Raw genomic sequence first — 12,932 nt, forward strand, 5'->3', positions numbered from 1 at the left:
CTATTATGCTTCTAGCTTACGTTGTGCAAACTCATCGTCCATTTTCAGGAAGTATTCTCCACCTTCTTCGATGGCTTTTACTCTCGCAATGATGTCGCGGAACGATTTTTCTTCTTCCATTTGTTCTTCAACAAACCAATCAAGGAAAGACAGTGTCGCATGCTCTTCTAGTTCACCAGCTAATGTTACCAATGCGTAAATATTGCTCGTTACGCTTTTTTCTTGAGACAATGAGTTTTCAAGAACGTCCAACGCGCTAACAAAATGATTTTTGGGTTCAGTCAAAGCTTGTAGAACCGGTTTTTCATCCATCGTCACTAAATAATGATAAAATTTCATTGCATGGTAATGCTCTTCTTTTGATTGGATAAGATAGAAGTTTGCAAATCCATGAAAGCCTTTTTTCGAAAAATATGCGGCCATCGCAGTATAAGCATGTGCAGCCTGTAATTCGTTATTAAATTGATCGTTCAATGCGTTCGTCAGTTTTTCTGATAACATGTTTATTCCTCCTACGCTCTTATTTATAATTATTATAATGTAGACAATATAACATAGCCTATCGAATTAATCAAATCAAATGAGAATATTTGTTTCTAATTGATAATAAATATCAATTATTAAGGAATTATACTTTATTTAAATGATAATAATTATCGTTAAGTACAAACCACTCACTTTTATCAACAGATTGTAGTACGATATATTGTATAAGAATTATATAAGGGGATGTTGGCATGCACGATATGAAATTAGATCCACAAGTCTTTGCCCTATTAAAAGAAAAAATCCAAATGATCCAGACTGAAGAAGGCGCCGTTTACTTGGTCGGCCCCATCCGTCTTCCTGTTGACTTATATAACGAAACGTTTATATTTAATTGGTATTGCTGGTTGAGCCTCGATGAAGTGACTGAGGATTACGAGAGCATTATTGAAAAACTGAACTCCGCAAACCTTGCTGAGTATCAGCAATCGAGCGTCCTCGTATACGGTGATTTTGAGAACAATGAAGATGCCTTGATTCGTATGCATTCTATTTGCCATACAGGCGATATTTTTGGCAGCAAGCGCTGCGACTGTGGCTTTCAATTAAAACAATCGATGAAACGAATTACTGACCATGGCACCGGTGCGTTATTTTATTTGGCGAATCATGAAGGTCGTGGCATTGGTTTGTTCAGCAAAGCGATGGCTTATGTACTTCAAGAAAATGGTTACGATACGGTCGAAGCTAATGAAAAATTAGGATATGTAGACGATTCAAGAAATTACGGTGATGCTATTGCTGTATTGCAATCATTGCGTACCAAGCCCGTAACGTTAATGACGAATAACCCTAAAAAAGTTGCAGCTATTGAAAAAGCGGGACTTAAAATTGCTTCAAGAACTTCCCTATGGGGAGACGAGTCTCAATACAACACGGATTATTTGCAGACCAAAATTGAACGCTCAGGGCACCTTAAAGACGAGGAGGACATGATGCATGTCAAGCCATGAATTCTATATGGACCTTGCGCTCAGTAATGCACAAGCTTTAAAGGGCCAGACAGATCCAAATCCATTGGTCGGCTCTATCATTGTCAATAACAGCGGAATTGTCGGTATTGGAACTCACTTGAAAGCCGGCGAACCTCATGCCGAAATCCATGCACTTCGCATGGCGGGTGATAGGAGTCATGGCGCTACGATTTACGTAACGCTTGAACCTTGCTCCCATTTTGGGCGGACGGGACCGTGTGCACAAGCCATTATCGATGCCGGCATCAAAAGAGTTGTCGTGGCCACGTTAGATCCGAATCCACTGGTTTCCGGAAACGGTGTCCGGATGCTTCAAGATGCGGGTATCGATGTAATCGTCGGCATACGCGAGGAAGAGTCACGAAAAATGAATGAAGTGTTCAATAAATTCATCGTCGGTAAAACCCCTTTCGTAACCTTGAAAGCCGCTTCTACACTTGATGGGAAAATTGCTACTCACTCTCTTGACAGCAAATGGATTACTTCTGAAGAAGCTCGATTGGATGTTCATCTATTACGGAGTCAGCATATGGCCATACTGGTGGGGGTGGGTACGGTAATTGAAGACGATCCTGAATTGACGGCTCGAATCCCAAATGGCCGCAATCCGCTTCGTATTGTTTTAGATTCCACATTACGTATTCCGCTTGATTCAAAGCTTTTGACAGATGGAATCGCAGATACTTGGATTTTCACAAGTCGAAATTGCGATAGTGATAAACGACAGGCATTAGAGAAGTTAGGTATTTCTATTTTTGCAACGAGTCACGATACGCAAGTAGATGTTTTAGATGTTGTTCGGACACTTGGTGAAAAAGGCATTTCATCGCTTTTTATCGAAGGTGGCGGTACCATCAATGCCGCATTTCTAGAAAATGACTTAATCGATAAAGTCGTGTTTTACTTTGCTCCTAAAATAGTCGGAGGCAAATTAGCACCTACTTTTATTGAAGGAATAGGTGTGGACTGGATGAAAGATGCCATCGATTTACGTGATGGTGAATTCAGCAAAATTGGCAAAGACTTTAAATTTACAGGCTATCCTGAAAAGCGAGGCAGCAGCATATGAAATTTGGCTTTGACATAGACGATACATTGATTAATTTACGTGAATATGCCTTTCATTATTACCAACAGCAATTAGGTAAACGTGTGGACATCGATATTTTCCACACCTTGAATCGCGTCGAAATACATGAAGCGTTCGGATTAAGTGATGAAGAAGGCAAGGATTTGTGGAATCGCTCTTTGGATTTTTTGTATTTCACGGACTGTCCCCTCTACTTCGGGGCACTTGATCTACTGAAACAACTCGAATCAGGTGGTCACGACATCTACTATATAACATCACGTCCCCCAGAGTATGCTGACAATACGTTCAACTGGATGGTTGAACAAGACTTCCCTATCGTAAGAGAAAACTTTTTCTGTGGCATGAAAGATTCGGAAAAAGTGGAGATCATTCAAAATTTGCAGCTGGATTATTATTTCGACGATAAGCCTGCTGTCTTGGATACTTTAACGAATACTCCTGTAAAAGTTATCGTCAAAGATCAATCTTATAATCGGCACCTCGATTTGCCACGTGTTGAGAATTGGGATGAGTTGGGCGATTTAATAAATAGTGAAATAAAGTAAGTTTCCAATCAAAAAAACCATTGAAGAATCGATTATTTTCCTTCTATGGTTTTTTGATGTATTCTATTACTTTCAAAATCGGAACTTCACTTTAGTCAACTTTATCTTCTTCGCTCAATTGGCATTGCCCAAAAGCATCATCTAAGGTATCAAACCTCCCCAAGCGATGAACTTTTCCATTGCTGCTTTCCATGAAAGTATAAATCGGTACATGGCCACTTTGGTTTTGCCAAGTAGCCTTCTGCACGCAAATCACTTCATCCCCTTTACATACTGGTGTTGCGTCTCCATATGAACGTCCAACTCTTCAATCCATTTCCTTAGAATATCATGACCTTCTACCGCAGCTCTTGGACCTACCAATTCAACGTGGAGATCTGATATTTCTAGTACTGCTTTAACATCTTTGTCGTTTACTTTGGTTGTCCATCTATCTGCAATTTTAAGATTGTCCTCTATAACCATCTCTCCTCTGTTATAGCCTAGCTTTTCTGCAACTCGATAGAATCAAAAAAGAAGACAGGACCATCCCTATCTTCTTTAGTAATGTTTATTTTTCAGTTTTTTAAACGTTTCCACAAAGTGATCTGGATCTGTATAGACTTTGTACGTTAATACTCCCCTATGAGTATGCAGATACAACAAACTTGCTTCAGATGAAAAGGACTTATAAGATACATCCCATACGTTTGCTACTTGGAATTTCGTCGCAGAAGTTACCACGATATCTTCGTATAGGTGAATATTACATTCTGTATCGGTGATTTTTATTTCTCCGAATTCAATAGAACGCTCTGTATCAATGTAAGTGATGGACGACAATAAATTTACTTGGTCCAAGCTGGCATTCCTCCTATTCCTTAAGAATCTTTTCCTAGAAGTTTATCGTATAGGCAGGGTTTTAAGCAAAGCATACGTTTATACACAGCTCAAATCGTTAATGATGAATACACGAATTCGGTAGCCTATAAAAAAGATGCTCCTAGTTTCAGGAGCATCTTCTTTATGCTTGTTTAACTAATAATCCTTTTAAAACGTCAATAAAGAACTGATTTTCTTCTGTCGTCCCAACAGAAACACGGATGTAATCAGGTAAGTCCCAAATTTTTCCGTGACGAACGATAACTCCGTTCGCCATTAACTGTTTGTACAGTTCTTCGCCATCTTCGCCCAGCTGCACTAATACGAAGTTGGCCATGCTTTCAACGTACGTTAACCCTAGGTCTTTAAAGGCTTTGTATAGTTGTTCGCGTCCTGCTTTATTGGTTTCTTGGGAAGTCTGTACATGTTCAGTATCTTCAATTGCTGCAGTTGCTGCAATTTGCGCTAATGTATTGACGTTAAACGGTTCTTTTACTTTTAAAATCGATTGAATGATTGATTCAGGAGCGATTCCAAAGCCAACTCGTACTCCAGCAATACCATAAATTTTTGAGAAGGTCTCCAATGTTACGACTGACTGTCCCGCGTTGATGTATTCCACACCATTTGTGTAGTCCGCGGCATCAGCGAAATGATCGTAAGCCGCATCAATAACGACCAATACGTTATCAATCGCTTCTACTAATGTATCCAAATCTGATTTTGGTATATACGTACCTGTTGGATTGTTCGGCGTACAGATGTAAATAATTTTGGTTTTTTCTGTTACTGCTGCTAGTAACGCATCTACATCATATTCAAATCCTTCTTTGAATTTGACCGGTACAACTGTGGCACCCATAATATGTGCACCAAAATCATATTCACTGAATGACGGAGACGGAACAATGACTTCATCTCCAGCTTCGAGAAAAGCTTCAGAAATCAACGTAATCAATTCGTCAGCACCATTTGTTGTAATTACTTGTTGAGGAGTTACTTGAAATTTGTTAGCAATGGCTTTTTTCAATGCGCTCGCATCTGCATCAGGGTAACGGTTTAGTTCTGCCAATCCATTTTGAATCGCTGCTACCGCTTTAGGCGAAGGCCCTAATGGATTTTCGTTAGACGCCAATTTAATGACACGATCAAGTCCTAATTCTTTTTGCACTTCCCAAATTGGCTTTCCTGGTGAGTATGGTTGAATTTTGTCTAATGTTTTACGTGCTTTAATCGTATGTGAGCTTGTCATAGAGATTCCCCCAAAAGTATAAGTTATGTATCATTATCTACAGATTCCTACAATCATAACACGCTTAACGGACATTTCAAATCGAATTCACTAGCTAAACCGCACTAGACATGCGGCTTACTCTAGCTTTCTAATTCTATTACTTGTCTATCTCTTATTATTATACCGAATTGCGGCTTTATTTGCACAAGCACGTACAACTATTTGTGCTACCCAATAAAATATGTTTTACTGTTAAGCAGACAGACTGAAAGAGGCGTTTTTAAATGATGAAGAAAATGAAATTTGTGTTCGCCCCAATTCTTTTATTGCTAACATTAGGCGCGTGCTCTGATCAGGAAGAAACTAAATCCGAAGAAAATACTGCGCCTGAAACGACTGAAGAAACAGCAGGTGAAAACACTCCTACCGAATCAGCTTTAGAATTACCGGAGCAAAAAGATGTAGTTGTTGTCGTGAATGAGGAAGAAATTTTGGGCAAAGTTTATAATAGTGTGGCTCGTCAACTAGAATCGTCATTAACTGCACAAGGTCAAAATGTGTCCGAAGATGAAAATGCTGCCCTTGTAAAAGAACAGGCATTGTCCGTATTGATTGGTAACAAAGTAATCTTGCAAGACGCAGCAAAAAAAGGCTATCAAGCAGATGAAAAAATAGTTGAAGAGTGCTTAGAAGAACTAAAGGGTCAGTTTGAATCGACAGAGGTAATGGACAAAGCCTTAAAAGAAACTGGCTTTACGCTAGCTGACATGGAAGTTCAGCTTCGTGAACAGTCGATTTACGAGCAGTATGTTGCAGAAGAGGTAACAGCAGGAGAAGTGACAGACGAAGAAGTGAAAACAGCTTATGAGGGCTTTGCAGAAACTTCTGAAGAAGAAGCACCCGCTTTTGAAGAAATGGAACCGACAATCCGCACATCTCTCGAAGAGCAAAAAACACAAGAGGCTGTAGTTGTTCAAATTGAAGAACTAAAGAAAACAGCTGAAATAGAAGTTAACATCTAATCAAAAACATCCTGCTCAAATTGAGCAGGATGTTTTTGATTATGCTAGTTTTTCTGAACAGTAAGCAAGAATTTCTTCTTCTTCCTCATCTTCAAGTCCAAACTCAAGTGCACCTCTTGTTTGCTTATCGATAAAGTTGTAATGTGCGATACGAGCTCCTGCTTCTTCTGCAGCAATAATAACACGCAGTTCTAAGCCGCCCTCTGTATATAACTCATCTTCTTCATCAACTTCAACATTCAACAAGAATTCGTAACGGTCACCCACCATAATTCCTGTAGGGTCGTTAATTTTGTGAAACACATAATCTGTAATTTGCATTGTAACACCTCCGTTATTCTATTCTAGCTTGTCTACAGCTTTTTGGACAGTTGAACGAAGAAATAAAACGTTTATCGTGAAATTAAAAGGGGATATAAGTAGAGTGAAGACAATTAAAGGAGTGGATATCGAATGAACGTACTAGTTATTGGAGCAAACGGTCAAGTCGGCCGCAACGTTGTCAAAGAATTATCAGAAGCAAATCATCAAGCAACCGCTATGGTCCGTAAAGAAGATCAAATTGATAAAATGAAAGAACTTGGTGCTGCTAATGTCGTATTGGGCGATTTAGAAAAAGATTTCAGTGCCGCTTTTGAAGGCGTAGATGCCGTGATTTTCGCAGCCGGATCTGGTCCAAAAACAGGGGCTGATAAAACCTTAACCATTGATTTATGGGGTTCTGTGAAAGCAGCTCAATACGCACAAGACAACGGCGTTAAACGCTTTGTGCAACTTGGCTCAGTTGGCTCAGACAATCCGGATGCGGGTGGCGAGGCGATGAAGCCTTATCTAGTAGCAAAACGCACAGCAGATGACCTCCTGAAAGCTACTAATTTGGATTATACAATCGTTCGTCCTGGAGCTCTTTCAGACGAAGACAAGTCAGGTAAAATCGAGGTTTCTTCAAATGGGTTTTCTTCTCTTGAAGGAAGATCAATTCCAAGAGCAGACGTCGCTAAAGTCTTAGTAGATGTACTCGATCGCAACAATACGTATCACAAAACATTTGAAGTACTGCAAGGCGAGCAGCCTGTTGGCGACCAATTAGAGACTTTATAAGAAATTTTCGAATGATAGGCGAAAAAGAGCGGATGGATTTCCGCTCTTTTTTGTGTTAAACTAGGCAATACGATAACTAGAGGACGTGATAAGCATGATTAATATTCAACCACCAAAAGCGGATGTGACGATTACACAGCGCAAACAAGAAATTACAGGTGACGAAGCTGTCATCAAACCATTATTCGGCTTTATCGATTTGCACGATGTTCCACGCGATAAAGGCGGCATCATTCAATTTTTTAACCACAGTGGAGAACTATTGTTTGTCGGAAAAGCCCGCAAACTACGCCAACGTGTAAAAAAACATTTCGAAGATTCAGTATCGCCATTGAAGAATCATCGTGAAGAAGTTTACCGCATTACCGTTTCCATTATAGAAGATCCAATGGAGCGCGACATCTACGAAACGTATTTGATTAACACAGAAAAAGCCAAATACAATGTAGACAAAGTATTTTACAAAGAACAAGAATAAAAAAACGGAGGCCTTTTGGGCTTCCGTTTTTTTATTGTCTTGATGAATCCAAGAGCCATTTTTCTAAATAGTAATGGTTATGGCCTACTGGATGATTGTTAACTACACCAATTTCCGAAAATCCCTGTTTCTTATAAAATTCAGGCGCTTGAAAACTGAAGGTGTCGACAATCATCATTCGATATTCTTTACTGCGCGCATAAATTTCTGCCCGTGCCATCAATTTTTCTCCAATACCGGTACCTCTAAATGCTGGGTCAACCCACAGGAAATCGATGTGAAGACTGCGCCAAAAACCGGTGGTTGTTAAACCGCCTATAATTACCTCTTCTTCATTACGCACGATAAAACTCATTTGTTCAAATGGGGAGTTCGCTTCTCCCGGCAAATTGGCGACATTGTGTTCAATAATTTTCTTCCGTATAAAATCTCGGTCTTTCGCCACTTCCTGTTGAATAATTTTCATCGTAACAGTCTCCTCCTGTATCGAAAAACTTTCTTTTTACATTTTCTCATTTTCGCCTCTTTTTGTGTACCATCTCCTAATTAGCATGTTTTAATTTACTACCCAAAAGGAATAGTAAATTAATAACTATGTTCTTTGGAGGAACCTATATGTCATCAACTATAAAAGAAAGTCTATCTGCACGTTGCCAGAGCGAATACGATTCGCTTCGGCGTGTTTTGTTATGCCCGCCACGCTTTATGGAGATAAAAGATGTCATCAATGATGTTCAGAAAAGGTATAAGGACGAAAATATCGATATAGACAAAGCACTCAATCAACACAATGAATTTGTTCAAGCGTTACTTGATCGTGGTGTTCAAACCGATTTGATTGAGCCTGCTGAAAATTATCCGGAACAAGTATTTACACGAGATATTGGATTTACCATTGGAGACTCGGTGTTTATTAGCGAAATGGCCTCTGAAATTCGCCAAGGCGAAGAACAAGAACTTCGAAAGTGGATGCAAACACGTGATGTCAACTTCAAAAATTTGACAGGTCATCGCATCGAAGGCGGTGATGTCATCATCGATCGCGACACTGTCTTTGTCGGTATCAGCAGCCGTACTTCCAAAAAAGCTATCGGTGATTTACAGCGTGAGCTACCGGATTTTAAAGTCCTGCCTATTTCGTTTAATGAAAAATACCTGCACCTTGACTGTGTCTTTAATATCTTGTCACCAACAGAAGCACTCATTTTTCCTGAAGCGCTCGATAGGGCTACTGTCGAAATGCTCGCTGAGCGCTATACATTAATTCGTGTCAATGAGAAAGAGCAGTTTGCTTTAGGCACCAACGTACTGTCTATTGGCAATCGCCAAGTTTTCAGCCAGCCGCAGAACACACAAGTGAATAAGCAATTAACTTCCCGCGGCTTCCATGTAATTGAAGTCGATTATTCCGAAATTATCAAATCCGGTGGTGCTTTCCGTTGCTGCACTATGCCTTTGATACGCGTGTAAAAAAAGCAATTGCCCCATAAGTCTCTAAAAAGACGATGAAAAAGAAATTCTTTTTCATCGTCTTTTTAGGATAAGCGCCCTGAAAGCAGTTGGCGAATGCCTGCTACTTTCAAGAAATTGTAGGTCCATGTCACAATCCGGAACGTCGTGTGCCTTTGATAGGACCGAACACACTTTCTGCGTCAATTTTGCGTTATCTATTCAAAGAGGATGTCCACCATCCCTTTTCCGTGCTATCCTTTTTGGGAAGTTAGCTTCAGATTTCACATAAAAATCGTTCTTTCTGTAAGGAGTGTATGGGAACTTTCGTTTTACAGAAATGGACGGTTTTTTATCTCCTGATTTAAGTTTAGAATGGCTTGAGGCTGTGCCCGCGAAGCGTGTGTCGAAATGGACATCAGCCCTTTCTGACAATTGCCAAAAGAGGCTATCCCTGAAAGTAATGTTTTCATGACTTTTGGGACAGCCTCTTTTCATGTGTTCTATAAACGACTCGCTACTTCCTCATGGACCTGTATAACAAATTCTTTCATCAATGCTACCCCGTCCGGCGTACCAATCGACTCTGGATGGAACTGGATTCCATAAACCGGATAGTCCCGATGTTTAACAGCCATAATCGTGTCGTCATCGAGTGCCCGCGCTTGTACCTCTAAACAATCAGCCAAAGTTTCGGGCTCTAATACAAGTGAATGATAACGCATGACCGGTAGTGGCAGTGGCATATTCTTAAACAACCCTTGCCGAACATGTGATACTTGAGACACTTTACCATGTCGGATAAATGGTGCTTCGACAACATTTCCGCCAAATGCTGCTCCAATTAGTTGCTGCCCTAAGCAAATCCCTAAAATTGGAATCGATTGGTGCACCTCTTGAATTAGTTTAATCGATTCAGGCAATTCCAGTGGGTGACCAGGTCCCGGTGAAAGAATAATTGCTTTCGGGTTTTTGGCTTTAATTTCCTCTAGTGTTAACACATCGGAACGGACCACTTCTACTTCCACTCCCATAGCAGCAACAGCTTGATAAATATTATAAGTAAAAGAATCATAATGATCGATTAACAGAATCATCCGAACACCTCCGTGAGTGAACGCGCTTTATGAAGCGTTTCCTCATACTCTGCTTGTGGGTCTGAATCAAAGACAATGCCTGCCCCTGCTTGGACATGGACCATTCCATCTTTAACGACAAAAGTACGAATTGCCAGTGCGACATCTAGATTGCCATTAAATCCTAAGTAGCCAATAGCTCCCCCGTAGACTCCTCTGCGCTCTTCTTCAAATTCTTGTATCAATTGCATAGCGCGTACTTTCGGAGCGCCTGACACCGTCCCCGCAGGCAAGCAGGATACTAAAGCATCTAATGGGTGCATTTTTTTATCCAGCTGTCCTGTTACTTCCGACACCAGATGCATCACGTGTTGGTATTTTTCAATAACCATATATTTCGGTACTTCTACAGTTCCAATTTGTGCGACACGTCCTACATCGTTGCGGCTGAGGTCTACTAGCATTTTATGCTCTGCTTGCTCTTTTTCGTCACTAGCTAGTTCTTCTGCCAATCGATTGTCCTCAAGGTCGGTCTCACCGCGTTTTCGTGTGCCAGCAATCGGATTTGTTATCATGTGGCTGCCCCGGATTGTTAACAAACTTTCAGGTGACGCACCGACAATTGCATAGCCATCAAAATCGATAAAGAATTGATAGGGAGATGGATTTTGTTTGCGTAATTTCCGGTATAACGCAAAGGCATCTCCTTTGTAACTTGCCGTTAAGCGCTGCGACAAAACCAATTGAAAAACATCACCTTTACGAATATGGTCTTTTGCTTGTTCTACCTGTTTACGGAAAAAAGCATCACTCGTTTTGGAGTCGAATTGTAGTGATTCCTGATTTACTGCCATAGCCGCTTGTTCAGGAATGGCTAATTGTTGTTCAATTTCATCAAGCTTGTCTTCAAACGTTAAAATGGTCACATCATTTTTTACGTGATCGAACACCACAATGGTTTCATAGATTTGTAAATGAATATCCGGCATCTGCAAGCTATCTTCTTTTGGTGCTTTGATTGGTTCATACACTTGAATCGCATCATAACCGATATATCCAAGGGCCCCTCCTGTAAAAGGCAGTCCCTCTACTTCTGCTTCGTAACGAGGCATTCGTGCTTTGATCAACTCTAATGGTTTTCCCTCGTAGATTTTCTCAGCGCCTGTTCGAAAATCAATTTCACGCAATTGTTGACCGTGACCAATATAACCAACAGACGGATTTGCTCCGATAAACGAATAACGACCCGTAACACTTGTTTTTAACGAACTTTCTAACAGGCATTTACGTTCCCCAACTAGTCGGTTAAACACAGCAATCGGTGTTAAAGAGTCCCCATCAATTTTTCTCATTTTCATTTCTTTACTCATCTCAACTCAGCTCCATTTCTTAAAAACGCAGACCTTGCTGCACGTTTTACTCTCTTTTAAAACAAAAAAGCCCTCTGCAAGAACAGAACTGTTCCTTGCAGAGGACGGAATCACCGCGGTACCACCTCATGTTAAAGCTGACAAAGCCTTCACTTGATCCCTGATAACGTGGGGAAACGGATTCTTCTACTGCTTGTTCAAAGAATCACTCATAAGTCCATTCACCCAGACACCCCGTCAGTTTCCACCTGCCACTGACTCTCTTTGAGAGGTTGATCTGCGCTACTCTTCTTACTCATCGATTTAGCTCTACTATGCTCTGCTCAACTAGACTTCGGCGGTGTCGCTCCCGACACCTTCAACCGTAATCCGCACAAAAAAGGTTGTGCTTATCGTATTAAATACACAGTGATTTGTCAACTATAAGCTGGAATCATTTAGACAATTCTGGATTTAATCATTGGAATCACAACAAGACGAGAGCGTGGAAATACAGTTTGTTCAGGGTTATCATTTGGGAAGTAATCTTCGGATTGCACATCAAAATCGTCCTTTCTCCAATGTTGTGTGGTAACTCCCACTTTACAGAAATGGACGATTTTTTGTATCCTTTTTTCGTTTTAGAACGGCTGAGGCCGTGCCCGCGGAAAGCGTCCGTCGGAATGGACATCAGCCATTTCTCATCCATACAAAAAAAGGCTGCCCCGAAAAGTCATTTTTCATGACTTTTGGGACAGCTCCGTCTTTTTCGTTACCAGAAATTCGGCTTGTCGACCATGAACCATAGCATCAATGACAACAAGAAAATATAAATCCATAATGAACGATGTAACTTCTTAACTAACTGCAAGTGGTTGAATTTTTCATTGCCAAATTTGCGCAGAGTCGGCGTGAACGCACGTGCCAAGAAAAAAACAGATCCGACCATAACAGCCAGTGTACCTAAAATCCATGAAGTTCCCCAGCCCCACGGTCCTTGCCAAATTAGCAGAACGCCTGTTGTAACCAATACATGACCTGCATGCTTAACGAGGCGTGTCGCTGATTTAAAAGTTACGATATGCGACTGAAGAACATCTCCAGAGGCTGTCTCCATTCGCTTAACTAGAGGAAGAAGGACAAAGAATGGTCCAATAGATAGCACCGCACTTAAAATATGAGCGAATAATATGAGCGAGTACAT

The 12,932-nt window shown here is 40.7% G+C and carries 17 protein-coding genes and 1 other annotated feature; of the genes, 7 read left to right on the forward strand and 10 right to left on the reverse strand.

Translation table 11 applies throughout. From position 1 onward, the window contains the following. Nucleotides 1-3: 3 nt before the first annotated feature. Nucleotides 4-501 (reverse strand): ferritin, encoded by a 498-nt coding sequence (locus AUO94_RS07250; RefSeq protein ID WP_058386591.1) that lies wholly within the window; start codon nt 499-501, stop codon nt 4-6. 236 nt (nt 502-737) lie between these two features. On the opposite strand from AUO94_RS07250, the gene AUO94_RS07255 reads away from it, so the two are divergent. From AUO94_RS07255 to AUO94_RS07265, 3 genes are read left to right on the forward strand one after another with little or no spacing between them, the layout of a single operon-like run. Then, nucleotides 738-1,499, forward strand: a complete 762-nt coding sequence (locus tag AUO94_RS07255; protein ID WP_058386592.1) for a GTP cyclohydrolase II — start codon at nt 738-740, stop codon at nt 1,497-1,499. Continuing rightward, on the forward strand, nt 1,486-2,589 hold the full coding sequence (gene ribD / locus AUO94_RS07260; protein WP_058386593.1) for a bifunctional diaminohydroxyphosphoribosylaminopyrimidine deaminase/5-amino-6-(5-phosphoribosylamino)uracil reductase RibD: 1,104 nt from the start codon (nt 1,486-1,488) through the stop codon (nt 2,587-2,589). Before AUO94_RS07255 ends, ribD begins: the two co-directional genes overlap by 14 nt. Continuing rightward, a complete protein-coding gene (locus AUO94_RS07265; protein ID WP_058386594.1) occupies nt 2,586-3,158 on the forward strand; it encodes a 5' nucleotidase, NT5C type in 573 nt (190 codons plus the stop codon). The genes ribD and AUO94_RS07265 overlap by 4 nt, the downstream gene beginning before the upstream one ends. Before the next feature lie 252 nt (nt 3,159-3,410). Here the strand turns inward: AUO94_RS07265 and AUO94_RS17600 are convergent, their stop codons facing one another. From AUO94_RS17600 to hisC, 3 genes are all read right to left on the reverse strand, one after another. Then, the gene (locus AUO94_RS17600; protein WP_237150191.1) at nt 3,411-3,623 is read right to left on the reverse strand and encodes a hypothetical protein; all 213 of its coding nucleotides are present in this window, start codon (nt 3,621-3,623) and stop codon (nt 3,411-3,413) included. 75 nt (nt 3,624-3,698) lie between these two features. Then, the gene (locus AUO94_RS07275) at nt 3,699-3,998 is read right to left on the reverse strand and encodes a hypothetical protein (protein WP_058386595.1); all 300 of its coding nucleotides are present in this window, start codon (nt 3,996-3,998) and stop codon (nt 3,699-3,701) included. 163 nt (nt 3,999-4,161) lie between these two features. Next, complete coding sequence (hisC, locus tag AUO94_RS07280) at nt 4,162-5,271, reverse strand: histidinol-phosphate transaminase (RefSeq protein ID WP_058386596.1); 1,110 nt, start codon at nt 5,269-5,271, stop codon at nt 4,162-4,164. Nucleotides 5,272-5,537: 266 nt separating this feature from the next. Here hisC and AUO94_RS07285 point away from each other — a divergent pair, with 266 nt between their 5' ends. After that, a complete protein-coding gene (locus AUO94_RS07285; RefSeq protein WP_058386597.1) occupies nt 5,538-6,275 on the forward strand; it encodes a SurA N-terminal domain-containing protein in 738 nt (245 codons plus the stop codon). 39 nt (nt 6,276-6,314) lie between these two features. On the opposite strand, the gene AUO94_RS07290 is transcribed toward AUO94_RS07285, so the two are convergent. After that, nucleotides 6,315-6,596, reverse strand: coding sequence for a DUF6509 family protein (locus tag AUO94_RS07290; RefSeq protein WP_058386598.1), 282 nt, complete (start codon nt 6,594-6,596; stop codon nt 6,315-6,317). Between the two features lie 132 nt (nt 6,597-6,728). On the opposite strand from AUO94_RS07290, the gene AUO94_RS07295 reads away from it, so the two are divergent. Further along, on the forward strand, nt 6,729-7,376 hold the full coding sequence (locus AUO94_RS07295; RefSeq protein ID WP_058386599.1) for an SDR family oxidoreductase: 648 nt from the start codon (nt 6,729-6,731) through the stop codon (nt 7,374-7,376). 94 nt (nt 7,377-7,470) lie between these two features. Then, nucleotides 7,471-7,854, forward strand: a complete 384-nt coding sequence (locus tag AUO94_RS07300) for a nucleotide excision repair endonuclease (RefSeq protein WP_058386600.1) — start codon at nt 7,471-7,473, stop codon at nt 7,852-7,854. 31 nt (nt 7,855-7,885) lie between these two features. On the opposite strand, the gene AUO94_RS07305 is transcribed toward AUO94_RS07300, so the two are convergent. Next, the gene (locus AUO94_RS07305; RefSeq protein WP_058386601.1) at nt 7,886-8,320 is read right to left on the reverse strand and encodes a GNAT family N-acetyltransferase; all 435 of its coding nucleotides are present in this window, start codon (nt 8,318-8,320) and stop codon (nt 7,886-7,888) included. Between the two features lie 149 nt (nt 8,321-8,469). On the opposite strand from AUO94_RS07305, the gene AUO94_RS07310 reads away from it, so the two are divergent. Then, the gene (locus AUO94_RS07310) at nt 8,470-9,324 is read left to right on the forward strand and encodes a dimethylarginine dimethylaminohydrolase family protein (RefSeq protein WP_058386602.1); all 855 of its coding nucleotides are present in this window, start codon (nt 8,470-8,472) and stop codon (nt 9,322-9,324) included. Between the two features lie 482 nt (nt 9,325-9,806). Here AUO94_RS07310 and AUO94_RS07320 read toward each other — a convergent pair whose 3' ends face one another. From AUO94_RS07320 to AUO94_RS07330, 4 genes are all read right to left on the reverse strand, one after another. Then, entirely contained in the window at nt 9,807-10,400 is a 594-nt protein-coding gene (locus tag AUO94_RS07320) for an anthranilate synthase component II (RefSeq protein ID WP_058386604.1), read from the reverse strand. Continuing rightward, nucleotides 10,397-11,749 carry an anthranilate synthase component I gene (gene trpE / locus AUO94_RS07325; protein WP_058386605.1) on the reverse strand — a complete coding sequence of 451 codons (1,353 nt, stop codon included), beginning with the start codon at nt 11,747-11,749 and terminating at the stop codon, nt 10,397-10,399. The genes AUO94_RS07320 and trpE overlap by 4 nt, the downstream gene beginning before the upstream one ends. A 97-nt stretch (nt 11,750-11,846) precedes the next feature. Further along, nucleotides 11,847-12,057 (reverse strand) — a binding site (T-box leader). Nucleotides 12,058-12,215: 158 nt separating this feature from the next. Beyond that, entirely contained in the window at nt 12,216-12,437 is a 222-nt protein-coding gene (locus AUO94_RS17385) for a hypothetical protein (RefSeq protein ID WP_169793167.1), read from the reverse strand. Nucleotides 12,438-12,500: 63 nt separating this feature from the next. Next, nucleotides 12,501-12,932 (reverse strand): hypothetical protein, encoded by a 432-nt coding sequence (locus AUO94_RS07330; protein WP_058386606.1) that lies wholly within the window; start codon nt 12,930-12,932, stop codon nt 12,501-12,503.

It is taken from the genome of Planococcus kocurii, assembly GCF_001465835.2.
Classification (GTDB): domain Bacteria; phylum Bacillota; class Bacilli; order Bacillales_A; family Planococcaceae; genus Planococcus; species Planococcus kocurii.

What these genes read in the sequence shown, in the direction of transcription:
- AUO94_RS07305 (WP_058386601.1), bottom strand. Translation starts at nt 8,320, where the DNA reads ATGAAAATTATTCAACAGGAAGTGGCGAAAGACCGAGATTTTATACGG.
- AUO94_RS07255 (WP_058386592.1), top strand. Translation starts at nt 738, where the DNA reads ATGCACGATATGAAATTAGATCCACAAGTCTTTGCCCTATTAAAAGAA.
- AUO94_RS07250 (WP_058386591.1), bottom strand. Translation starts at nt 501, where the DNA reads ATGTTATCAGAAAAACTGACGAACGCATTGAACGATCAATTTAATAAC.
- ribD (WP_058386593.1), top strand. Translation starts at nt 1,486, where the DNA reads ATGTCAAGCCATGAATTCTATATGGACCTTGCGCTCAGTAATGCACAA.
- AUO94_RS07300 (WP_058386600.1), top strand. Translation starts at nt 7,471, where the DNA reads ATGATTAATATTCAACCACCAAAAGCGGATGTGACGATTACACAGCGC.
- AUO94_RS07320 (WP_058386604.1), bottom strand. Translation starts at nt 10,400, where the DNA reads ATGATTCTGTTAATCGATCATTATGATTCTTTTACTTATAATATTTAT.
- hisC (WP_058386596.1), bottom strand. Translation starts at nt 5,271, where the DNA reads ATGACAAGCTCACATACGATTAAAGCACGTAAAACATTAGACAAAATT.
- AUO94_RS07285 (WP_058386597.1), top strand. Translation starts at nt 5,538, where the DNA reads ATGATGAAGAAAATGAAATTTGTGTTCGCCCCAATTCTTTTATTGCTA.
- AUO94_RS07295 (WP_058386599.1), top strand. Translation starts at nt 6,729, where the DNA reads ATGAACGTACTAGTTATTGGAGCAAACGGTCAAGTCGGCCGCAACGTT.
- AUO94_RS07265 (WP_058386594.1), top strand. Translation starts at nt 2,586, where the DNA reads ATGAAATTTGGCTTTGACATAGACGATACATTGATTAATTTACGTGAA.
- AUO94_RS07310 (WP_058386602.1), top strand. Translation starts at nt 8,470, where the DNA reads ATGTCATCAACTATAAAAGAAAGTCTATCTGCACGTTGCCAGAGCGAA.
- AUO94_RS17600 (WP_237150191.1), bottom strand. Translation starts at nt 3,623, where the DNA reads ATGGTTATAGAGGACAATCTTAAAATTGCAGATAGATGGACAACCAAA.
- trpE (WP_058386605.1), bottom strand. Translation starts at nt 11,749, where the DNA reads ATGAGTAAAGAAATGAAAATGAGAAAAATTGATGGGGACTCTTTAACA.
- AUO94_RS07330 (WP_058386606.1), bottom strand. Translation starts at nt 12,932, where the DNA reads ATGTACTCGCTCATATTATTCGCTCATATTTTAAGTGCGGTGCTATCT.
- AUO94_RS07290 (WP_058386598.1), bottom strand. Translation starts at nt 6,596, where the DNA reads ATGCAAATTACAGATTATGTGTTTCACAAAATTAACGACCCTACAGGA.
- AUO94_RS17385 (WP_169793167.1), bottom strand. Translation starts at nt 12,437, where the DNA reads ATGGATGAGAAATGGCTGATGTCCATTCCGACGGACGCTTTCCGCGGG.